The organism is Neobacillus sp. NPDC093182 (genome assembly GCF_044754045.1).
The window spans coordinates 20,114-41,777 of record NZ_JBIVOI010000008.1; the positions used below are offsets into that span (position 1 = coordinate 20,114).

General features: G+C 38.1%; 21 protein-coding genes. 7 read left to right on the plus strand and 14 right to left on the minus strand.

The window, feature by feature from the left end:
- Positions 1–36: 36 nt before the first annotated feature.
- From ACIQAA_RS15270 to ACIQAA_RS15280, 3 genes are read right to left on the minus strand one after another with little or no spacing between them, the layout of a single operon-like run.
- Complete coding sequence (locus tag ACIQAA_RS15270) at positions 37–984, minus strand: sugar ABC transporter substrate-binding protein (RefSeq protein ID WP_402621059.1); 948 nt, start codon at positions 982–984, stop codon at positions 37–39.
- 29 nt (positions 985–1,013) lie between these two features.
- Positions 1,014–1,982, minus strand: a complete 969-nt coding sequence (locus ACIQAA_RS15275; protein ID WP_402621581.1) for an ABC transporter permease — start codon at positions 1,980–1,982, stop codon at positions 1,014–1,016.
- A gap of 35 nt (positions 1,983–2,017) precedes the next feature.
- The gene (locus tag ACIQAA_RS15280; protein ID WP_402621062.1) at positions 2,018–3,541 is read right to left on the minus strand and encodes a sugar ABC transporter ATP-binding protein; all 1,524 of its coding nucleotides are present in this window, start codon (positions 3,539–3,541) and stop codon (positions 2,018–2,020) included.
- 417 nt (positions 3,542–3,958) lie between these two features.
- On the opposite strand from ACIQAA_RS15280, the gene ACIQAA_RS15285 reads away from it, so the two are divergent.
- On the plus strand, positions 3,959–4,837 hold the full coding sequence (locus tag ACIQAA_RS15285; protein ID WP_402621065.1) for an AraC family transcriptional regulator: 879 nt from the start codon (positions 3,959–3,961) through the stop codon (positions 4,835–4,837).
- 120 nt (positions 4,838–4,957) lie between these two features.
- On the opposite strand, the gene ACIQAA_RS15290 is transcribed toward ACIQAA_RS15285, so the two are convergent.
- The 8 genes from ACIQAA_RS15290 to ACIQAA_RS15325 form a co-directional block, all read right to left on the minus strand.
- The gene (locus ACIQAA_RS15290) at positions 4,958–5,248 is read right to left on the minus strand and encodes a YerC/YecD family TrpR-related protein (protein WP_402621068.1); all 291 of its coding nucleotides are present in this window, start codon (positions 5,246–5,248) and stop codon (positions 4,958–4,960) included.
- Between the two features lie 166 nt (positions 5,249–5,414).
- A complete protein-coding gene (locus tag ACIQAA_RS15295; protein WP_402621069.1) occupies positions 5,415–5,963 on the minus strand; it encodes a gamma carbonic anhydrase family protein in 549 nt (182 codons plus the stop codon).
- Positions 5,964–5,999: 36 nt separating this feature from the next.
- Positions 6,000–7,334 (minus strand): CitMHS family transporter, encoded by a 1,335-nt coding sequence (locus ACIQAA_RS15300; protein ID WP_402621072.1) that lies wholly within the window; start codon positions 7,332–7,334, stop codon positions 6,000–6,002.
- Between the two features lie 76 nt (positions 7,335–7,410).
- A complete protein-coding gene (locus ACIQAA_RS15305) occupies positions 7,411–8,583 on the minus strand; it encodes a CaiB/BaiF CoA transferase family protein (RefSeq protein WP_402621075.1) in 1,173 nt (390 codons plus the stop codon).
- A gap of 109 nt (positions 8,584–8,692) precedes the next feature.
- Entirely contained in the window at positions 8,693–9,583 is an 891-nt protein-coding gene (locus tag ACIQAA_RS15310) for a hydroxymethylglutaryl-CoA lyase (RefSeq protein WP_402621077.1), read from the minus strand.
- 14 nt (positions 9,584–9,597) lie between these two features.
- Positions 9,598–10,302 carry a GntR family transcriptional regulator gene (locus tag ACIQAA_RS15315; RefSeq protein ID WP_402621080.1) on the minus strand — a complete coding sequence of 235 codons (705 nt, stop codon included), beginning with the start codon at positions 10,300–10,302 and terminating at the stop codon, positions 9,598–9,600.
- A 276-nt stretch (positions 10,303–10,578) separates the two neighbouring features.
- A complete protein-coding gene (locus ACIQAA_RS15320) occupies positions 10,579–11,217 on the minus strand; it encodes a hypothetical protein (RefSeq protein WP_402621082.1) in 639 nt (212 codons plus the stop codon).
- A gap of 137 nt (positions 11,218–11,354) precedes the next feature.
- Positions 11,355–11,603: a DUF1450 domain-containing protein gene (locus tag ACIQAA_RS15325; RefSeq protein ID WP_402621085.1), complete on the minus strand. Its 249-nt coding sequence runs from the start codon at positions 11,601–11,603 to the stop codon at positions 11,355–11,357.
- Between the two features lie 239 nt (positions 11,604–11,842).
- Here ACIQAA_RS15325 and hppD point away from each other — a divergent pair, with 239 nt between their 5' ends.
- From hppD to ACIQAA_RS15355, 6 genes are all read left to right on the plus strand, one after another.
- Positions 11,843–12,964 (plus strand): 4-hydroxyphenylpyruvate dioxygenase, encoded by a 1,122-nt coding sequence (gene hppD / locus ACIQAA_RS15330; RefSeq protein WP_402621088.1) that lies wholly within the window; start codon positions 11,843–11,845, stop codon positions 12,962–12,964.
- Positions 12,965–13,027: 63 nt separating this feature from the next.
- Positions 13,028–13,969 carry a hypothetical protein gene (locus ACIQAA_RS15335; RefSeq protein WP_402621091.1) on the plus strand — a complete coding sequence of 314 codons (942 nt, stop codon included), beginning with the start codon at positions 13,028–13,030 and terminating at the stop codon, positions 13,967–13,969.
- The gene (gene fahA / locus ACIQAA_RS15340) at positions 13,966–15,264 is read left to right on the plus strand and encodes a fumarylacetoacetase (protein ID WP_402621094.1); all 1,299 of its coding nucleotides are present in this window, start codon (positions 13,966–13,968) and stop codon (positions 15,262–15,264) included. Before ACIQAA_RS15335 ends, fahA begins: the two co-directional genes overlap by 4 nt.
- Positions 15,265–15,298: 34 nt before the next feature.
- On the plus strand, positions 15,299–16,456 hold the full coding sequence (locus tag ACIQAA_RS15345; protein ID WP_402621097.1) for a homogentisate 1,2-dioxygenase: 1,158 nt from the start codon (positions 15,299–15,301) through the stop codon (positions 16,454–16,456).
- A 152-nt stretch (positions 16,457–16,608) separates the two neighbouring features.
- Positions 16,609–17,577: a cupin domain-containing protein gene (locus ACIQAA_RS15350; RefSeq protein WP_402621099.1), complete on the plus strand. Its 969-nt coding sequence runs from the start codon at positions 16,609–16,611 to the stop codon at positions 17,575–17,577.
- 30 nt (positions 17,578–17,607) lie between these two features.
- Complete coding sequence (locus ACIQAA_RS15355) at positions 17,608–17,844, plus strand: DUF1450 domain-containing protein (RefSeq protein WP_402621102.1); 237 nt, start codon at positions 17,608–17,610, stop codon at positions 17,842–17,844.
- Positions 17,845–18,284: 440 nt separating this feature from the next.
- On the opposite strand, the gene ACIQAA_RS15360 is transcribed toward ACIQAA_RS15355, so the two are convergent.
- From ACIQAA_RS15360 to ACIQAA_RS15370, 3 genes are all read right to left on the minus strand, one after another.
- On the minus strand, positions 18,285–19,487 hold the full coding sequence (locus ACIQAA_RS15360) for an aminotransferase-like domain-containing protein (protein WP_402621105.1): 1,203 nt from the start codon (positions 19,485–19,487) through the stop codon (positions 18,285–18,287).
- Between the two features lie 90 nt (positions 19,488–19,577).
- Positions 19,578–20,891, minus strand: coding sequence for an MFS transporter (locus tag ACIQAA_RS15365; protein ID WP_402621108.1), 1,314 nt, complete (start codon positions 20,889–20,891; stop codon positions 19,578–19,580).
- A 227-nt stretch (positions 20,892–21,118) separates the two neighbouring features.
- Entirely contained in the window at positions 21,119–21,403 is a 285-nt protein-coding gene (locus ACIQAA_RS15370) for a hypothetical protein (protein ID WP_402621110.1), read from the minus strand.
- Positions 21,404–21,664: the final 261 nt, after the last annotated feature.

A 21,664-nucleotide genomic window follows, 5' to 3' on the forward strand; every position in this document is an offset into this window, starting at 1 on the left:
TTATATTCCTCCTTCTTTTTAAAGACACAGAATGGTTTACTTTTTAAATTGGCCAAGATTTTCTTTTGTTACTAATTGGAATGGAATCATGTTATCCTTTACTACTTTCTCTCCTTTTGCCGCTTTAAACGCGATCTCAACTGCCATTTTTCCTTGCGCATCTACATCTTGGAATACAGTAGCCGATAATTCTCCTGCTTCAATCGAATTCAGCGCATCTGGAATCGCATCGATTCCGATGACAATGGTTTCCTTTAATTTTCCTGCAGCACTTAAGGCTTTAACAGCTCCTAGTGCCATTTCATCATTTTGTGCCACAATGGCATCCAGTTTCTGCGATTGCAGCCAGTTTTCCGTTAAGGCAAGCGCTTCTTCACGGGACCAATTTGCTGTTTGCTCTGCACCCACTTTTATCTCAGGAAAATCTTTTAAGACAGACTTATTTCCTTCTGTTCTATTAACCTCTGCTGAATTCCCATTCGGACCATGAATAATACCAATGGTTCCTTTTCCTTCTAACAATTCTGCTACATGTTTCATTTCGATTATTCCAGCTTCTACATCATCCGATCCAACATGCGCTGTTACTTTTTCTTCATTCGAAACTACGGCAAGTACAGTAATAATCGGAATATTTGCTGCTGCAGCCTGTTCCACTACAGAGGCACTGCCATCCTTGTCGGCCGGGTTTAATATGATGGCATCCACTTGTTGATTAATTAGATTTTCTACTTGGCTAATTTGATTCTCTGCCTTACCTTCCCCATCTGATTCTATTAATTCAACACCTGAGGATTTCGCATATTTTCTAATTGAATCTTGTAAACCAACAATATATTCATTCTGTAGATTTTGATATAAAACACCTATTTTTATTTTGCCATCCTCTGTTCCATTTGCTTTTTCCTCTCCGTTACTGCTACAACCAGCCAAAATGGTAATCATCAATAATAATGCTGCAGCTACTACCTTTACTTTTTTCATATACACACTCCTATCGACTTATTATATTTTTAATGGTGATTCTTTTTATCAAGAAGAACGGCTATAACGATGATTGCTCCTTTTAAAATTTGTTGGTAATAGGAGGAGACATTCAGTAAGTCAAGACCATTATTCATTACTCCAATAATCAATACCCCGACGACAGTTCCAATAATGCTGCCTACTCCGCCAAAAAGACTTGTTCCTCCAATAACGACTGCTGCAATGGCATCAAGTTCATATCCCTGACCTAGTACCGGGGATCCTGACATGATTCGAGATGAGAGAATCATCCCTCCGATCCCGGCCAACAGTCCTGCAATCGCATACACTCCAATTTTGACGGAAGTAACGTTAATTCCTGATAGTTTAGCAGACTGTTCGTTGCCGCCAGTCGCTAATACATGCCTTCCATATACCGTATAATTAAGTAGGAATACCCCAATGAGGACAATCACAATAAATGCGATAACAGGAATAGGAAGACCCAAGATGTATCCGCTCCCAATGTTGTTATACGTATTACTAAGTCCTATCACGGGACGTCCATCCGTATATACCATTGCAAGTCCTCTTGCTGCGGTCATCATTCCTAATGTCGCAATAAAGGGTGCGACCTTCCATTTTGCAACTAAAGCACCATTAATCAATCCGCAAGCTAAACCGACTGTAATCCCGGCAATGATTGGTATAATAATAGAATAGCTGCTTTCAGCTTGGGCAAAACTTGCAGCAACAACAGCTGATAGTGCCATAATTGAGCCGACAGAAAGATCAATTCCTCCAGTAATTACCACAAAGGACATCCCAATCGCCACAATACCGATGATGGATACCTGCCGCAAAATATTGATCATATTGGTGGCGGTTAAAAACGATTCAGATGAGATGGATAAAACAATAAATAAGGTGGCAAAAGCAATATAAATACCATATTTCGCCAGAATCTTTCCGAAATTTACCTTCTTTATGACTGATTGGGAATTTACTATTTCCATTACACTAAGTTTTGCTGCTTCTTCTTTTTGAGGATTCATTTAGATTTTTCTCCTTTCTTCATTCCTGCACAACACGCCATGATTTTCTCTTGATCAAACTCCTTTCGAGTAAACTCACCTGTTAATCTCCCTTCGCTCATGACAACAATCCGGTCACAGGTTCCAAATAGTTCCGGCATCTCTGAGGAAATAACAATGACTGACTTACCACTGCTTGTAAAATCAGTAATAATTTTATAGATTTCTGCCTTAGCACCTATGTCAATTCCCCTAGTCGGTTCATCTAAAATTAAAATATCCGGGTTGTTCAATAGCCATTTAGCGATAACAATTTTTTGCTGATTCCCTCCGCTAAGATTCTTGACTAGCATGTTCCGGTGGGGCGTTTTTATTTTTAATGCTTGAATTTGTTCATCTACCACACGGTTTTCATTCTTTTGAGAAATTATATTCTTTAAGAATGAATAGTTCCGTAAATTAACTAAACTGATATTATCTCTCACCGATCCTGTTAAATGTAAACCTGTTTGTTTTCGATCTTCTGTTACCAATGCAATTCCATTGTTAATCGCATGTTTGGGGTGTTTATGGACCACTTTTTTTCGATTGATATATATTTCTCCACTATGTGGCGGGTGTATCCCAAAAATACTTTCAACCACTTCTGTCCGTCCTGCGCCTACGAGGCCTGCTATTCCCATTACTTCTCCTTTATGGACAGTAAACGTGATATTTTCAAAGCTACCTTTTCGTGTAAGATTTTTAACCTCAATGAAGACGCTTTCACTTTTCGCTGTTTTTGTCTGATAAACATTCTTTAATTCTCTGCCTACCATTAGTGAAATAAGCATGTCCTGATTTAAATCTGCTGCTTGTTTACTATCTACAAAACATCCATCTCGTAAAATAGTAATTTCATCCGCGATTTTAAAAATTTCGTCCATTTTGTGAGAAATATAAATAATCGATTTTCCTTGGGATGTTAACTTATTAATCATTTCAAACAGTTTTTCGACTTCTCTATCCGTAATGGCTGACGTTGGTTCATCCATCACGATAATATCTGCATGATTCGAAATCGCTTTCACAATTTCCACCATTTGTCTATCTGATACGGAAAGAGCTGCCATTTTTTTATCTGGATTCAAATCAATCCTATATTGGTGAAAAAGCTCAAGAACTCTTTTTCTTTGTTCCTTCTTGTTCATCACCCTAGACTTCCCATAGCAAGGTTCTCTTCCAAGAAAGATATTATCCGCAACCGTTAGCTCCGAAATAAAGCTTAACTCCTGATGAATCATGCTGATTCCATACTTTAATGCCTCGCGAGGATTGTTAAACTCAACTTTCTTCCCCTTTAGAAAAAGCTCACCCTGATTCGGTTTATAAATTCCAGCAAGTATTTTCATTAGGGTAGATTTTCCGGCCCCGTTTTCTCCCATAAGCGCATGAACGCTGCCTTTTTTCACCTTGAAAGAAACACCATCTAGGGCCTTTACGCCTGGGAATGACTTCGTAATATCTCTCATTTCTAATGCGAACAGGTTCTTTTTATCCACCTACACCATTACCCCCTTTTTACCCATTCCATTCTCAGATGTTTTACTTTTTCGAGTAATCTGATTATTTAAGATACTACTATCACCATAGTGTTTAAACAATAAACTATCGTGCTGAAAAGACATTAAAACTATACTATCTTGCTATTCACTATTATTTAGCTGGCTTTCATTACCTTTAAGGGAATAATTATTACAGATATTTCCAGTTATTAAAAGAATAGCAAGACGAATTATCTAATGATTTCCATTTTTTTTATGAATATTTTGTTATAAACTAATAAAAACAGGAAATTCATTCCTCAAGGCAGTAAGAATGAAAAAACTATAGTATGTTGCTATTCCATCATATAAAACTATACTATCTTGTTATTAGGATATTATCTTAGCAAAGTAGTAAACATTTGGAGGATGATTATGGATCGTTTAATCGATAAGGAGTATATACCTAAACCCTTAACATTTAAAAAGCCGCCCGTACTCGCCTACGCAGGGCAGGTAGGCGGGAATCCCAATTGGAATTTTCCAAGCCACAAGCATGATGATTTAAGTGAAATTATTTATATTTGCGAAGGGGAAGGAACCTTTATTATTAATCAAAAGAGGTATACTGCACAAAAAGGGGATATTCTTATCTATAACGCAGGGAACATTCATGAAGAATATTCGAATCCAGACAACCCGCTTGTCACATTCTTTTGCGGGATATCCAAATTAGCGATTGATCAATTAAAGGAACTTTATATCATCCCTTTAGAATTGGAGCCCGTCATTCGAAAAAACCAATATTCTGATCTAATTGGAATGTACTTTTCTCAGATATTTGAAGAGTCCTCTCTTAAAGCGGATGGATATGAAATCATATGCCAAAGCTTACTAACATCATCCATCGCTTTAATACATCGGGCTATCACGTTGCAAAATGTTAAGAGTGAATCCTTTGAAGAATCCAATACACTTGCCTATCGAATAAAAGAATTTATTGATAAAAATTATAAAAAAAACATTAAGCTAGAGGACATAGCTGATGCATTATATATTAATAAATACTACTTATCTCATGTATTCAAGGAACAAATGCAAATCTCACCGATTAATTACTTAATTAATCGAAGAATTGGAGAGGCAAAGAACTTGCTCGTATCGACGGAGTTAAAAATCGGGGAAATAGCAAGAATTATGGGTTATGATAATCCAAATTACTTTACGCTTCTTTTTAAAAAAATGACCGGAGAGACTCCAAAAAAATTTAAAGAAAACCATAAAAAAAATTTATTTTACCATGAGAGTCCATAAATTGTATTTTCATATGGGTTATCTATGATTGCAAAACAAATATAACAGCAGTGGATTTCATAACTGAAATCGCACTGCTATTTTGTTAACCATAAAGGATAAAATTCCTTCTGGTTCATCTTAAGTTTCTATACGTTCTAAAACAGATTGATATCCATTACTGCCATAATCTAATAGCTTCTTCACTCTTGTAATCGTAGCTGATGAGGCATTCGTTTCTATTTGAATATCTATATATGTATTGCCTTCTTTTAGTAATCTTGCAACTTCAAGCCTTTGTACAAAAGACTTTATTTCATTCATTGTACATAAGTCATCAAAAAATGCCGCACACTCTTCCTCTGTTTGTAACGAAAGGATTGCATTAAATAACTGAACAATGGGTTCCTGGGGTAATTTTTTTATATACATGAAACTGCCTCCACTGGTTTCGTTAATAATCATAATTTAATTTATAATAATAGAGACTAAGATGATCATTCTCATTTTTATTGATAGAAGGGGGAATCCTCCCACGGATCTTCCCCGCTTCCAGCATCAAGACAAGCCAATGGTTAAGAATCTTCCGTATTCCATTTTATCGTAAGTTATGATTTAAAGTATTTTCCAACTCTACAATGTTCTCATCTCGAAAATTTGCACCGTTTTGGACATATTGTAACGCACCTTGTTTTGAACGCTCTGTCTGTTCTTGAGTAAGTGCTCGAATCACCTTTGCCGGAACTCCAGCCACTAAAACACCAGGTGCAATCATTTTACCTTCCGGAACAAGTGCACCAGCTGCCACTAAGGCCCCTTCTCCAATAACGGCACCATTTAAAATGGTTGCACCCATCCCAATTAATGCTTCATCTTTTACTGTACATCCATGCAAAACCACGTTATGTCCAATGGTGACATATTCCCCAACATGGACTGGATAGCCTGGATCTACATGGACAATGGCACCATCCTGAATATTAGAGCCTTTTCCTATCGTAATTTTTTCATTATCACCCCTTAAAACTGCATTAAACCAAACAGAAGTATCTTCCTTAAGTTCAATGTTTCCAATCAACTGCGCTCCTGGAGCGATATAAGAACTTGAATGTACATCTGGGCAGATTCCCTTATATTTATAAAGCATATTTTCTAACCCCCTTACCCTTTGTAGGATTTCCCATCACCATAATGCAATGATTCCCGTAATCACACCTACAATAATATAGATAAGCATAATTCCTATAGACCATTTTGATGCGTGCTTGTGGAGATCGCCTAAATTAATCCCTGTTATGTTGATTAGTAGATAAACAGAGGCTACGAGCGGGCCCATAATCCCAAATGGAGTCCCATATAATGAAGCAGTTCCAATCTTTAACGCATCAATTCCGTAATTAGAAGCTGTTTCAGCCAAGATTGGCAGAATGCCAAAGTAAAACCCATCCGCACCAATTAAGAAAAGGGCTGGACCACTCACAATAGCTGTAAATAATGCCATATAAACACCCAGTCCATCAGGGATAATGGATACCAACGATTGGGCCATAGACTCAGAAATAGGAGTTCCTTTAAAAATTCCAGAAAAAATCCCTGCAGCCAGTACCACGATTACTACAGCTAGGGCATTAGGTGCATGCGCTGTCATTCGTTCACGCTGATGATGAAGAGCCGGGTAATTAACTAGTAAGGCAAGAGCCGTACCTAGGATAAAAACAGTAGCTGGCGGGAGCCATTCTAGAACTATGGCAACCATAATTAAGCTTGATAGTAAAAGGTTAAACCAAATTAATTTAGGACGTTTAACATTTAGACTACCAGGTGCGATGTTTTCGATAACAGCGTTTTCAATTGCAGCATCGATAATTCCCGCTTCAGATATAGAAACGGATTCACTGTTTGTCATTCTTACTCTGGCACGTTCTTTCAACCCGATGAAATAAGCGGCAGCAATAACGAACAGTAAACTTACAATCATTCCTGGTAACATTCCAAGATATAATTGATTTGGCTCCAGTTTTAGAACACTCGCTACCCTGCCTGCAGGACCTCCCCATGGAACTAGTGTAGTGATCCCAATTTGCATGATTGTTATCGAAGCTAAAATAATGGGACTAATTCCAAGTTTTTTATATAGTGGAAGAAAGGCGGTTACAACAATCATCATCGTGGTAGAACCATCACCATCAAATCCGATGATTCCTGCTAACACAGCCGTTCCTACAATTATTTTTAATGGATCCCCTTTTGCCAACTGGATGATTTTTGAAGTTAATGGATCAAACAATCCAGTGTCTAACATGATTCCAAAATACAAAATGGCAAATAATAGCAGGATAGCAGTAGGTGCTACATTCTGGATTCCTTCCATCATCAAATTCCCTAGTTCCGACCCAAATCCTCCAATTAACCCATAAATAATCGGTACAACGGTTAGACCTAAAAACGGAGATACGCGCTTAGTCAAAATCAAAAATAAAAAGGTAAAAATCATCAAAAACCCTAAAATAGACAACATATACTTCTTCCTCCCCAATGTTCGTTTTAGGTTGCGGTAGCATTGGTGACTTGAATGATCACTGCCATATAATCCTCTAAAAAACCGGATTATTTTTGCTTACAAAGATTTTAGCTATGATTTCTTCGTTATGTTGTCCGAGTTCAGGACCAATCCACTCTATACTGCCGGGTGTTTCCGATAATTTTGGGACAACACCGGGAACCAGAACCTCTTCACCATCAGGCAGGGTAACACTTTGAAGCATATCCCGCGCCTTGAACTGTTCATCATTAACTATATCTTCGATACTATAAATAGGTCCTACTGGCACACCTGCTTCATCAAGGATTCTTTGTACTTCTTTTTGTGTATGAAGTTTTGTCCACTCCTCAATGACTAGATCCAATTGTTCTGCTTGTTTCGCTCTACCCTGATTATTTGTAAGATTGGGGTCTTCAGCCAAGTCAGTCCGGCCAATAGCATTCATAAATCGATTGAAAATGCCATCACTATTAGCGGCAATGACAATATATTTACCATCTGCACAAAGATACGTATTAGATGGAGCAATACCTTCCAACGTAGCACCTGTTCTCTCTCTTACAATCCCTTTTAAATCATATTCCGGCAGTACCCCCTCAAGCAAAGAGAAGACTGCTTCCGTAAGAGCAACATCAACATATTGTCCCCTTTTCAATGGATCCATATCTCTTGCTCTCAATGCCATTAACGTTCCATTAACAGCATATAGACCTGCTATCGAATCCCCAATCGCCAATCCAACACGAACTGGCGGCCGATCAGGAAATCCTGTTAAATATCTAAGACCACCCATTGACTCAGCAACACTGCCGAAACCTACTTTGTCACGGTAAGGACCGGTTTGACCATAACCAGAAATGCGGGTCATAATGATACTTGGATTTATTTTCTTTAAATCTTCATACCCAATACCCCACTTTTCTAACGTTCCAGGGCGAAAATTTTCAATCACTACATCGGCATCTTTTGCTAATTCCCGGACCATTTCCTGACCTTCTGCTTCACGAAGGTTAAGGGTAACGGATTTTTTATTTCTTGCGTGAACATACCACCATAATGAGGTACCCTTATGCATGACACGCCAATTCCTTATTGAATCACCACTTTTTGGATCCTCTACTTTTATCACTTCAGCACCAAATTCCCCAAAAATCTTACCAGCAAAGGGTGCTGCCACAAAGTTTCCTAATTCTAAAACTTTTATTCCGTCTAATGGTTTTCTCAAGAGATCTCCTCCTCTTTATTTATCACCCTGATTTTCCTAAAAAGTAAAATTATTATAATATTCAGACAATGTATGCAGTTTTTATTAGATCCATTTATACTTCCGCATACTACCCTTGTATAGTTTTTGTTAAAGCCTCTGCATCCCTTAACAATTGAGGGAATGAGCAGTCCAATTGCTTTAACCGTTCCAGATTCAGTCCCGTCTTAATATTCTGCAGTTCTAAAAATTCTGCGACAGTGCTTGCCTGAACATTCCCTGGTGAGCCAGGAGCATATGGACATCCTCCCAGTCCGGCTTGAGCTACATCCACTAAATGAATACCAGCCTGTATACCAGCCATTACATTTGCTAAGCCGAATCCATATGTATCATGCAAGTGAAGTCCAATTGGGATATCGGGGAATTTCTCAGCTAAACGGCTGCAGTATTCATATACTTGTCTCGGAGTGGCTTTACCGATTGTATCTCCAAGTCCTAATTCATCAACGCCTAGACTAACAAGGTTCTCTGCAATTCTCTCTACCTCAAAGTAAGGGACAACCCCGCCAAAAGGACATACAAATGCAGTTGCAATTGCACCAATCGCCTTTCTTCCTTCCCTTCTGGATTGTTCAACCAGACCTTTTATTTCTGCTAGAGATTCATCGATACTCTTATTTAAATTTGCCTGATTATGCTTTGCACTTGCAGAAAGGAAAAAAACCGCATTGTGTATTTTTGACTTTAGAAATCGATCTAACCCCCGTTGATTCGGTACTAGCGCTTCATATTCAACCCCTTGAACTTCAGGTAAATTTTGTCCTACAAAATCGGCATCCTGCATAGCAGGAACCCACTTAGGATGGACAAAAGATGTCACTTCAAGACGTCTGAACCCTGCATCTATTAAATCTTTCATTTTATCAATCTTTTGATTAGTTTCTACAAACACAGGTTCATTTTGTAAACCATCTCTTAACGAAACATCTCGTATTTGTATTCTTTCAGGAAAAATCACCTTAGAACCTCCATTCAAACATTTTTCACAGAATTTTTTAATGTATTGCTATCTTCACTCTGCCTATCTGAATATATAGAACTATAAAATTGGAAATCACGTTGAATATGTGCCCTCATTAACTCCTCTGCAGCTTTTCCATTTCCTGTTTGAATGGCCTCCCATACTGCTTGGTGTTCCTTAGCACCATCCTCTAACCTCATTGGAATATTTAATACCGCATTTCGATAGAAAGACATGAGCGAATATAACTGTTTCATCATTTTCATTAAGTAAGGGTTTTCACTTGCTTCAACAATAAAAAAGTGAAACTGTGTACTAAAATACTTTAATTTTTCAAGATCTTTCTTTTCCACCATTAAGTTCATTTCTTCCACTACATTTTTTAAATGATTACGCTGCTTCTCATTCATTCGTAAAGCGGCATAATAAGCAGCAGTTGGTTCTAGACCTAACCGGCATTCATAAAGATATTTGAAATCTGAAAACGTTGGTCGATAAACTCTTACTCCACCTCTTGGACTGACCGATACTAATCCATCACTATTTAACCGGCGTATAGCTTCTCGAATAGGACTTCTGCTGACCCCTGTTTCCTGAGCAACTTTTTCTTCAACAATTCGTTGTCCAGGAGGTATGAATCCGTTTACAATCTTTTCGTGTAAATATTCATAAACGTGATTTTGAAGAGTTTTAGACTGATTGATTTTTGATTTCAACTAAATCCCACCTGTAGTCTTAATTTTCAGATAATGTATACAAGAAAATACAATCCTCTTCTTCGCATACATTTCCTCATAGTAATTTAATCATTGATTTATCCTATCATTCCCCCTAATTCTACTGTGATAATAGTGTTAACGCAAGAAAAAATAAAAATCATTTCTGATTTTTCTAAATATTATTATCATTTTTTAGATACTGCAAACTTTCGCTTCAAAGCATCCTTGCGTTAATGCGGTTTTGCTTTACTGCATTAAAGTTAAGAATCCTAGTTAATTAGGATTTATTGACACGATATGAAATTTCCCCTGCTCATTGATGTCAATTTTAAGTATAGCTTTCCTAGATAAAAAGATTGCATAAGTGTTCTTACCTACTTTTGCGTGGTTAATCCGGCGTATTGCCAAGGAAAATTTTCGAATGTAGTATTTTATACTTTTTTTCCTGCTATCTACTTCATTGATCAAAAAGTTCCTTAAAGATTCCATTTCACTATTTGGGAAAGTTTTATAAAAAAATTCAAGCAAATTTCCTTTTTGGAAGTCGTCATCAGAAGAGAAATAGGTTACACGAGGGAAGCCATCCGCCGCAAAACCAGCCAAAATATAAACCGTTGCAAAGTCCTGTTCTGGATTTAATTTTTTGAATACATTCAAAGAATCAAAAAATATTTTTTTTGCATGGGCTTCTATTTTTTCAAGGGAATTCGTTTTCCTTGCGAATGTTTTAAGTTCCTCAAGAGGCAAATCTATTATATTTTTGACACCAGCAAAAGCAAAGATTACCTTATGATTTAACACAATGATTTTCTTTTCATCATCACTAAATTTTTCAGTTCCCCTATAGGTAATTCTTTTATCAGCCAAAATTAATACACCATCTTCGAACTTTTTCCCAATCAATGCCGTCATCAGAATACTCCTTCAAAATAAAAGAATGCCCTACAAATCCTTTTTCGTAGGGCTTCACCTGTATTTTACCATAAATTCACTCGTTCTGATGGGGTATCCTATTTGTCTGGCATGGTCTTTGAATCGTAAAATACTATTTATTTTATTACCACTCCTTGCTTCAGTTCACTAACATACACATTAATTTTTTCATAGAGTTTATCAGGTTTGTCAGTGACAATATTTTTTCCATTTACCAGCGCGAATGGTTCCATTAAACATTGTCCGCAATACAACAGGCATCTTTCTTCGATCACCTCCAAATCACCACGATCCCTTAATTTTTCTTTAGTTACTTCGAGTTCATCTTCGAAATTACAAGGACAAAATTTTACATTAATGCTCACATGTACCACTCCCTTTAATTCATTTCCCATATTTTATGAGGAATTTTAAAAAATCCGCAAGATTGCGCCTCAACGCACACTAGCTTTAACGCATTAAAATATTAATGCTTAACAGAAAAACCGCGTTAAATCCTAGGTTTGCTCACACTTTTTTTATGTATTATGATGTGTGACATTACAGACAGTGAATTTTGAAAATTCTGTTTGTTATTGATAAAACACTTGAAGGAGCGATACAAATGGTTGAAAAAATGATGGCAAAACCGAAAGCAAAAAAAGAAGAAGTATTTCCGGTCAAAAATGTTCATTACGTAGAAATTTATACAGGAAACGCAAAACAGTCTGCTTATTATTATGCAAAAGCTTTTGGTTTCAAGCTTGTAGCTTATCGTGGATTGGAAACAGGCTGCCGTGATCGTGTTTCCTATGTTTTGGAGCAAGGTGCCATTCGCTTAATTTTAACTGGTACGTTATCAGATCAGACTGATATTGCAACATTCATTAAAACTCACGGTGAAGGTGTAAAAGATATCGCCCTTCTTGTAAAGGACTTAGAAAAAACGTATGCAGGTGCAATTGAACGCGGTGGTATCGCAATTCGGGAACCGTGGGTGGAAGAAGATGAAAATGGCAAAGTGAAAAAGGCGATCCTTGGTACATATGGCGATACTATTCATACGCTGGTCGAACCTATCGATTATAAGGGTGTGTTTATGCCAGGTTTTGAAGCGCGTGAGGACATTTATGGTACAAAGCCTACAGGTTTAATTGGTGTTGACCACCTTGTTGGTAACGTAGAGGTTATGGAAGAATGGGTAAATTATTATGAAAAAGTATTCGGGTTTAACGTTCTTAAACATTTTGATGATGAAGATATTTCTACTGAATATTCTGCGCTCATGTCTAAAGTAATGATGAATGGAACGGGACGTATTAAATTCCCAATTAATGAGCCTGCGGAAGGAAAACGAAAATCTCAGATTCAAGAATACCTAGATTACTATAATGGACCAGGTGTCCAGCATCTTGCTCTTTTAACCAACGATATCATTGGCACTGTTGCATCACTTAGAGAAAACGGAGTTGAATTACTGTTTACACCTGACACCTATTATGCAGACCTCGCCAACCGTGTAGGGGAAATTGATGAAGATGTGAAAAGGCTGCAGGAACTTAATATTCTTGTTGATCGAGATGATGAAGGATATCTGCTCCAAATCTTTACCAAACCACTTGTTGACCGGCCAACACTTTTTATCGAAATTATTCAACGGAAAGGTGCACTTGGTTTTGGTGATGGAAACTTTAAAGCGCTTTTTGAGTCAATTGAACGAGAGCAGGAACTTCGAGGGAATATTTAATAGATTTCGGTCATGCCAGTTCCTATCAGGCATGACCCCCTTTCATAGGAGGTGCATGGTGAATTGTTAACAAAAGTAAAGTCATATTGGAAAGAGGATTCCGTTAGTCATTTTATGACAGAACTGATTGATTATGCAGGGATATTCCCGCCTGCAGCTCTTCCTCTACAAGAAGCTGTCTTAAACTATCATTCTTATATACATCAAGAGGATAGCTGGATGCTTGGGCCGTTTGTTATTCCGGCTTCTCGGCTGTGGGAACTAGAACCATTTAGAGATTTATTTAATGAACATTATCCCCTTCGACTGTCCATCATTCTTTCAAAATCTGAAGAGTTACAAACAGATTTGGATGCCGTTAAGCTTTTTTCGGAAACCTACCAAACGGCAGGAAGGATAGAGGGTATTGAAGTCCCTCCATCCTTTCAAATGAATTCTGGAATCTACGAAAAGCTTGATAAATTATTAGCGGGATATCGAATTTATTGTGAAATAGCTGGAACAATGGAACAATTACAATCCTCATTAGATAGAATCAAGATGCTGATTCAAGGCTCTTCACGACCTATTGGGATTAAATTTCGTATGGGAGGAATTATAGCAAATTCTTTTCCATCTACGAAAACCGCAGCGTACGTCATCTATGAATGTAAAAAACTAGGACTTTCATTGAAATTTACAGCTGGTCTCCACCACCCGATTCGCCAATACCGGCAAGAAATTGAGACCTTCATGCATGGATTCGTTAACGTTTTTACGGCATCGATTATGGCCTATGGCCACTCCATTACAGAAGAAAAGATTGAAGCGATATTACTTGATGATAACCCAGAGCATTTTACCTTTACAACAAACGAACTCAGCTGGCGGAATTTAGCCGTCACTTCTAAAGAGATTAATACGGCACGTACTATTTTTGCTCTTTCATACGGAAGCTGCAGTTTTGATGAGCCGCGAGAAGAACTAGGAGAGCTTGCATTATTTCAGAAGGAGTTAGTCAGATGAAAAAATCTTTTATCGAAACAAAACCGGAATCACATTTCCCGATTCAAAATTTACCGTATGGCATATTCAAAGTAACCGGGCAACGTCCTCGTGTCGGAACAGCAATTGGCGATTATGTTCTTGATTTATCCTTAATTGAACAAGCCGGCTTATTAGATGGTACAGGTGTGGAAGGAAAAAATATTTTTTCCTCTCCTTCTCTAAATCCATTTATGGCACTCGGCCGTTCAGTATGGTCTTCCGTAAGGTCTAAACTTCAATATCTCTTAGATGAAAATACTTCGATTTTACGTGATGATAACAATTTTCGTGTTCAAGCATTTCATCGAATGGAAGATGTAACCATGCTCCTTCCTGCAGAGATTGGTGATTATACCGATTTCTATGCTTCAAAAGAACATGCGACCAATGTAGGCACAATGTTTAGGGGTAAGGATAACGCACTCATGCCAAATTGGACACACTTGCCCATTGGCTATCATGGACGAGCTAGTTCGATTGTTCCAAGCGGTACCCCAGTTCGGCGCCCTTTAGGTCAAAGAAAACCAAAGGATTCAGACTATCCAGTATTCGGACCATGTACACAGCTTGATTTTGAACTTGAAATAGGATGGTTTATCGGCCCTGGAAATAATCTTGGTGAACCTATTCCCGTTCAGCAGGCTGAAGATCATGTTTTTGGACTCGTTCTTGTGAATGATTGGAGTGCACGTGACATTCAAGCATGGGAGTATCAGCCGCTTGGTCCCTTCCTTGCGAAAAATTTTGCCACTTCCATCTCGCCTTGGGTTCTACCATTAGAAGCTCTCGAACCTTTTCGCACGGCTGGACCTAAGCAGGAACCAGAGCCACTTCCTTACCTGCAGCAAGGAAAAAATGGATCATTTACTATTAATTTAGAAGTTTATTTAACTCCTGAGAATACAGGTAAAGAAACTAGAATTACAAAAACCAACTTCAACTATATGTATTGGTCGATTGCCCAACAGGTAGCCCATCATACCATTACAGGATGCAACATTCGCCCTGGTGACATGCAGGCATCCGGAACAATCAGCGGTCCTCATCGTGAAGAACGGGGCAGCATGCTGGAACTTTCATGGCGTGGTACACAACCTGTTCAGCTAAACGGAGGCGGTGAACGCAGCTGGATTGAAGACGGTGATACCTTGACAATTAGCGGCTGGTGCCAAGGAGATGGATATCGAATAGGTTTTGGTGAAGTATCCGGCCAGATACTACCTGCACATTCAGAAACCAATGTAACAGGCAATGAAGCTGCCGTAAAAATTTGAAATAAAAAATATAAAAACAAAAGGAGTTTAGACTATGGCATATTATGTAAAAATGGGCCGCATCCCCCATAAACGACATACTCAATTTCGTCAGGAAGACGGAAGTCTCTATTATGAACAATTAATGGGCACGAAAGGCTTTTCTAGCATTCAATCACTTATTTATCATATTAATCAGCCGACACAAGTAAAAAAAGCCGAAAAAATTTGTGATGTTCGTTATGAATTTGAAGAAAAAGGACCTTTAAGGCATCGTCATTTTCGTTCTTGGAATACAGAAGTTGGCGGTGATTTTCTCTCCGCACGCAAAATTTTCATGGCAAACGATGATCTCGCACTTGGCGTGGCACGCCCAAATCGCCAGATGGAATATTTTTATCGTAATGGCGAGGGCGATGAAATGTTATTTGTCCACGAAGGAACCGGTAAAATTGAAAGTATTTTTGGGGAGTTACGCTTTGGGCCCGGCGATTACCTAGTGATACCTATTGGTACTACCTATCGTGTTGTTTTGGAATCAGAGGAAGCACGCTTTTTAATTGTCGAATCAAATTCATCCATTGTTTCTCCTAAGCGCTATCGGAATGAATTTGGCCAACTTCTCGAACATTCTCCATTCTGTGAGCGCGATATCCGCACGCCAGATAGATTAGAGCCAAAAAATGAGAAAGGAGAATTTGAGATTCGGGTCCGGGCACAAGGAATGATTACTTCCTATACGTTTGATTTCCATCCGCTCGATGCAGTTGGATGGGATGGGTATCTATATCCTTATGCATTTAGTATCCATGATTTTGAACCCATAACAGGCCGTGTTCATCAGCCGCCACCCGTCCATCAAACTTTTGAAGCGCACAATTTTGTTATTTGTTCATTTGTGCCGCGTTTATATGACTATCATCCAGAGGCGATTCCGGCACCTTATGTACACAGCAATGTGGACAGCGATGAAGTACTCTATTATGTGGACGGTGACTTTATGAGCCGGCGCGGTGTTGAGGAAGGTTCCATTACCCTTCATCCGTGCGGATTGCCACATGGTCCTCATCCGGGCAAAATCGAAGAAAGTATTGGTAAAAAAGAGACACGCGAACTTGCAGTCATGATTGACACCTTCCGTCCACTCTATATTGTAAAGGATGCCCACCAGCTGGAAGTTGAGGACTATATGAGCAGCTGGCTGCCAAAATAGTCTTAGCGGAAGATGGCAGGTATGAATGGTTTCTTTTCTATCAATAAGATCCAGATTTAATTCATGCAGGAAAAGAAACCATTATAACTGAACTATTACAAACTAAATGATAAGAACAAAAAAGTAGTACTCATAGAACAGGAGGTTTACATATGTCAAAGAATGTACAAACAGAGGAATTATATATTCGGACTCTAAGAGAAAACTGGACCGAGGATGCCCTTTTTTACGAATATACAACTGCTGCTGATCCAATTGGCAGTGGGATTACTAGTCCTATCCCGTCTAAAGAATTTGCACCTGAACTATATAACTCAGGAGAAACTCGGATTATATCACTCGATTTATCAAGCGAACTAAGAACCAACTATCCGGCAACGAGCCCCTCCCTTCTTGCTCATTTTATCCGAATTAATGCAGGAGATTCGATTGATACACAACCAAACGCAACTAGTGAATTATATTATATTATTTCCGGGGTTGGCACTACCGAAGTAAATGGTAAAACAATCAGCTGGAAAAAAGGTGACTTCTTAACCATTCCAGCCGGATCAGTCAGCAGTCATATCGCGGTGGAGGATTCAACCATCTACTACATTTTGGACACCCCGCTTCTTAACTACCTAGGTGTTAAAGCGACGGAAGCACGTTTTAAGCCGACACTTTATACAGCAGAACGGGCAAAAGCAAAATTAGATGAGGTAGCTAATGCACCAGACGCACATTTAAAAAACCGCATCTCCATTTTGTTAAATAATCAAAATTTCGAACAAACTTTAACGATTACACATGTTTTTTGGGCTATGTTTGGTATTGTTCCTGCAGGCGCAAGCCAAGCTCCTCATAGTCATAAATCAGTTGCACTTGACTTTGTTGCCTATGCTGCACCTGGGACATATACATTGGTTGGGGATAAGATAGACCCTCATACAAAACAAATCATTGATCCGATTCGGATTGACTGGGTAACCGGAAAAGCTTTCGTTACCCCTCCAGGGCTGTGGCACTCCCATCACAATGAATCAGGAGAACCCGCATACATTATCCCAATCCAGGATGCGGGTCTACAAACCTACCTTCGTACTTTGGATATCCAATTTACCCATTACGATCAGGAATAGAAGTTTTATTCATACTGAGGAAAAACCAGCATGAGAGTGGCTAAGTTTTGTGAGAGAAACATTCAAGTAACCGACGCTGACAAAGTCATAGACCTTCTTCGCCTGCATTATCAAACTGATGTAGATGTTTGTATAGTAGACTGCTTTAGCAGGTGTTTAGAATGTAGAGTAAGACCGTTCTGCCGCATTCAATTAACTACAATCGAGGCCGACGATGCTGGAAACCTCATTAATAAAATATTTCAAGCTGTTAAACCGGTTCAGTAAGAACAAAATTGGTAAGAATCACGACCCAAGTGTTAATTATTCACTTGGGTGTTTTCTCTTACTGCCCAATATGACCTTTGTTATCGCAGGCGAGGTATGTTTTCATCATCCCATCCGTGTTGAATAAAGATCGGTGGACATTCCGGCGTGATGTTTGTTTCCGGATTATGCTTTGCAACTAATTCAGCGATTTGTGTAATTTGTTGCCCATCAGTTTGGATTGAAGTAAAGGATTAAAGAAGAAATATGCCGTTGGGCATGTAAATTTAGGGATTTAATTTTCAATTCAAGAAGAAACCTTTGTGTAACATTCTCTATCCCACCATTCTAGTAATTAATCTATTTAAACCTTTTTTCCACACTTTCAAATCAAGTCTTAGCAGTGCCTTGAGAGAGGCTGGAATGCCCACCTCTCCATGTAAAGTTGAATGAAGTTTGAATCATGTAAGTGTGATTTCTTTATCTAATTCACGATGTAGTACTTCTCCCATACGCTTCATTCCTTCAATGATATTATCTATAGACATATTTGAGTAATTTAAACGTAATGTATTTTTTGTTGTACCATTTGGAAAAAATGGTACACCAGGAACACAAGCAACATTGTTTTTCAAGCACTCTGCAAATATATGAGTTGAATCAACGTCCTCAGGGAGCTCAACCCAAATAAATAATCCACCTTCTGGCTTACTGTAAGACAAATTCTTTGGGAAAAATTCTTCAATACAAGATAACATAGCTGTGCATCTTTCTTTATAAACAGCTTTGATTTTATCAATGTGCTCCTCAATATTGTATAGTTTCATATACTTTGCTGTAATTCTCTGAGCAAAACCATCAGTATGCAAGTCAGCTATTTGCTTAAAAGTAACGTACTTATCAATGAAAGATTTGTCTGTGCAAATCCAGCCAAGACGAAGACCGGGAGTAAAAATCTTAGAGAAAGTGCTTATATAAATCACTCTACTCTCTGTGTCAAAATATTTCACAGGCGGGAGTTCCTCACCAGCAAATCTTACCGCTCCATATGGATTATCCTCTACAATCAGCACATCAAATTGATTAGCAAGCTCAATCATTTTTTTTCGTCTTTCGAGTTTTAATGTGCGACCTGTAGGGTTTTGGAAATCTGGAATCGTATAGATAAATTTTGTATTAGGATGCTCTTGCAGCTTTTTCTCTAGATCTTCCATCACCATTCCTTCATTATCCATTGCTACTTCGACAAATTTTGCATTATATGACTTGAATACATTAATTGCTGCAAGATAGGTTGGGCTTTCACAAATAATAGTATCTCTCTCATTAATAAATAATCTTCCAGTAAGGTCGATTGCTTGCTGCGATCCTGATGTAATAAGAACATTGTCAATAGTTGAGTCAATCCCAATAACTTTCATTCTTTGGCAAATTGCTTCTCTTAAAGGAATATATCCTTCGGTCGTACTATATTGAAAGGAACCCGTACCTTCTTCATTTAGTACAGCATTACAAGCATCCTTAAGTGCTTCCATAGGAAACAACTCTGGAGCTGGCAGTCCTCCTGCAAAAGAGATGATTTCTGGTCTTTCTGTAACTTTTAGGATTTCTCTTGTCTCAGAAGATTTTACTAAACGAGCTCTCTCGGCAAATTTATTTTCCATTTATACACATTCCTTTTTTTTTGTAAAGTTAAGCGATTATTTTAAAAGTTTAATAGCTACATTTACTTAAATTAGACTCTGAATTTTCAGTTACTTTTTATTAGAATTCCTCTGTTTGTTGATACCTGCCCAAAAAACGATTGGAATAAGCAATAATGAAAGCATGCCACCAGCGATTGAAAGCGTTGCATAACTAGATTGTGCTACAACTATTCCAGATATGCCTCCTCCTAATGCTCCTGACAAAGCAATCCAAACATCTACAGAACCCTGCGTCTTCGCCCGAGTTGATGGTGGAGTTGCATCTACAAGGATTGCTGTACCACTGATTAAACCAAAATTCCAGCCAAGACCAAGTAAAGCAAGTGCTGTAATGAGTACTACCATCGAATCAGCAGGTCCCATAGCAGCTAGAATGCCAGAAGCAATTAGCGTAATGGCAGAAGCAATGGCCATTGTAGCACGACCAATTTTATCAACAAGAAATCCGGTTACTAAAGAAGGCAAAAACATAGCCCCTATATGAAACCCAATAACAATTCCTACTTCATTCAAATGATGTCCATGGTGTCCCATATGTATGGGTGTCATCGTCATAATTGCAGTCATAACAAATTGTGTTAGAACCATAACAGAAGCTCCTGCAAAAATGCCTCGCCTGTTTTTCAATGACGAATCAAAATTATCCTCTAAGCGTAAATTACCCGTTGACCGTTGAGCATTTGATATCGCTTTTGCAACAATAAAGGGATCTGGTCTAAGAAAAATTAAGAGAACCAACCCAGCAAGTATATAAGCTGCTGCAGCTAATAAAAATGGACCTGCTAAAGCTGGAATTCCTATAGATAACGCAAACTCACCCATTACATTCACCATGTTTGGACCTGCAACAGCCCCGAATGTGGTGGAAACCATGGCTATACTAATAGCCTTTGCCCTTTGTTTTGAGTTTGCCAAGTCTGTTCCTGCGTAACGTGCTTGTAAGTTTGTAGCAGATCCAGCCCCATAGATGAGTAGTGAAACAAATAATAGTAGAATACTATTTGTTAGTGCCGAAATGACTACACCAATAGCACCGATACCTCCAGCCAAAAATCCCGTCGCAAGTCCAGAACGCCGTCCAAATTCCTGAGAAAGTCGTCCCACAAGTAATGCAGCCCCTGCCGACCCTAAAGTAAATAACGCCGTAGGAATTCCGGTTACACTATCTGTACCTAACATGTCTTGGGCTAGAAGTGCCCCTACTGTTATTCCTGCAGCAAGTCCTGCTCCTCCAAAAATTTGTGATAAGACAACAACTATTAATGTTCTTTTATATAGTTGTTTTTGTTTTTCTGAAGAACTAATGTAGACTTGTAACAAAGATGTTTGAACGTCTAACTTTTTTACGCGATCGTCTAACACATTCTCACCTATCTTTCTAGAAAGCTAATTCTTTTTTAAATCCTAATTCAACTAAATTTCAACTATCTTAACATGAATAAAAATACCATACAATGCAATAATTGTATGGCAGACAATTTATTTCAATTGCTTCATATTCTATAATAAATTAACCATTGTTATAAACTTCTCATTACAATCTATTTAATACAGCATCTAAATCTAAAGTCTGTAATCAATCCTCTATTTCAAAAAAAGGAACTCCTATTCGTACTAGATACTCTATATAACACAACTTTTAAATCTAAGCTCTGTGTTCCATCTTCTATTTCAAAAAAAGGTATTCCTATACCACCTGCTTCACGTACAGCATTATATATTGCATTATTTTCCCTTACGTACAAATAATCCTTTAGCGCCGAAAAGTTTGCAGAAAGATCCTGAAATTCGATATCTGCATTTTTTTCTTTCAGTTTGCTGAGTGCGTACAATGTATCTGGGCACAAGTGGCTTCCAATTACTTTCACTTTCATAGTTCATCCACCTTTCAAACTTGTATTTAAAAATATTTATTATAATTCAGCTTTCAAGGCATTAAAGCAATAATTCTATTTCACAATTTTGTTCTCATTTTACATCCTCCATTTAATTTATTTGCATGGTACAACAATAACATCATAACACCCGCAAAAAACCATACAATACAACAATTGTATGGCGAACAATATATGAGAAATGTTTAGATCTTGTTCAATATGTGTTCTAAATCCAATAGAAACAAGAGAGCGAATTTC

Bases quoted from the DNA above. Each gene is read 5' to 3' on its own strand.
- ACIQAA_RS15270 (WP_402621059.1), bottom strand. From the start codon at position 984: ATGAAAAAAGTAAAGGTAGTAGCTGCAGCATTATTATTGATGATTACC.
- ACIQAA_RS15275 (WP_402621581.1), bottom strand. From the start codon at position 1,982: ATGGAAATAGTAAATTCCCAATCAGTCATAAAGAAGGTAAATTTCGGA.
- ACIQAA_RS15285 (WP_402621065.1), top strand. From the start codon at position 3,959: ATGGATCGTTTAATCGATAAGGAGTATATACCTAAACCCTTAACATTT.
- ACIQAA_RS15290 (WP_402621068.1), bottom strand. From the start codon at position 5,248: ATGTATATAAAAAAATTACCCCAGGAACCCATTGTTCAGTTATTTAAT.
- ACIQAA_RS15295 (WP_402621069.1), bottom strand. From the start codon at position 5,963: ATGCTTTATAAATATAAGGGAATCTGCCCAGATGTACATTCAAGTTCT.
- ACIQAA_RS15300 (WP_402621072.1), bottom strand. From the start codon at position 7,334: ATGTTGTCTATTTTAGGGTTTTTGATGATTTTTACCTTTTTATTTTTG.
- ACIQAA_RS15320 (WP_402621082.1), bottom strand. From the start codon at position 11,217: ATGACGGCATTGATTGGGAAAAAGTTCGAAGATGGTGTATTAATTTTG.
- hppD (WP_402621088.1), top strand. From the start codon at position 11,843: ATGGTTGAAAAAATGATGGCAAAACCGAAAGCAAAAAAAGAAGAAGTA.
- fahA (WP_402621094.1), top strand. From the start codon at position 13,966: ATGAAAAAATCTTTTATCGAAACAAAACCGGAATCACATTTCCCGATT.
- ACIQAA_RS15345 (WP_402621097.1), top strand. From the start codon at position 15,299: ATGGCATATTATGTAAAAATGGGCCGCATCCCCCATAAACGACATACT.
- ACIQAA_RS15350 (WP_402621099.1), top strand. From the start codon at position 16,609: ATGTCAAAGAATGTACAAACAGAGGAATTATATATTCGGACTCTAAGA.
- ACIQAA_RS15355 (WP_402621102.1), top strand. From the start codon at position 17,608: ATGAGAGTGGCTAAGTTTTGTGAGAGAAACATTCAAGTAACCGACGCT.
- ACIQAA_RS15360 (WP_402621105.1), bottom strand. From the start codon at position 19,487: ATGGAAAATAAATTTGCCGAGAGAGCTCGTTTAGTAAAATCTTCTGAG.
- ACIQAA_RS15370 (WP_402621110.1), bottom strand. From the start codon at position 21,403: ATGAAAGTGAAAGTAATTGGAAGCCACTTGTGCCCAGATACATTGTAC.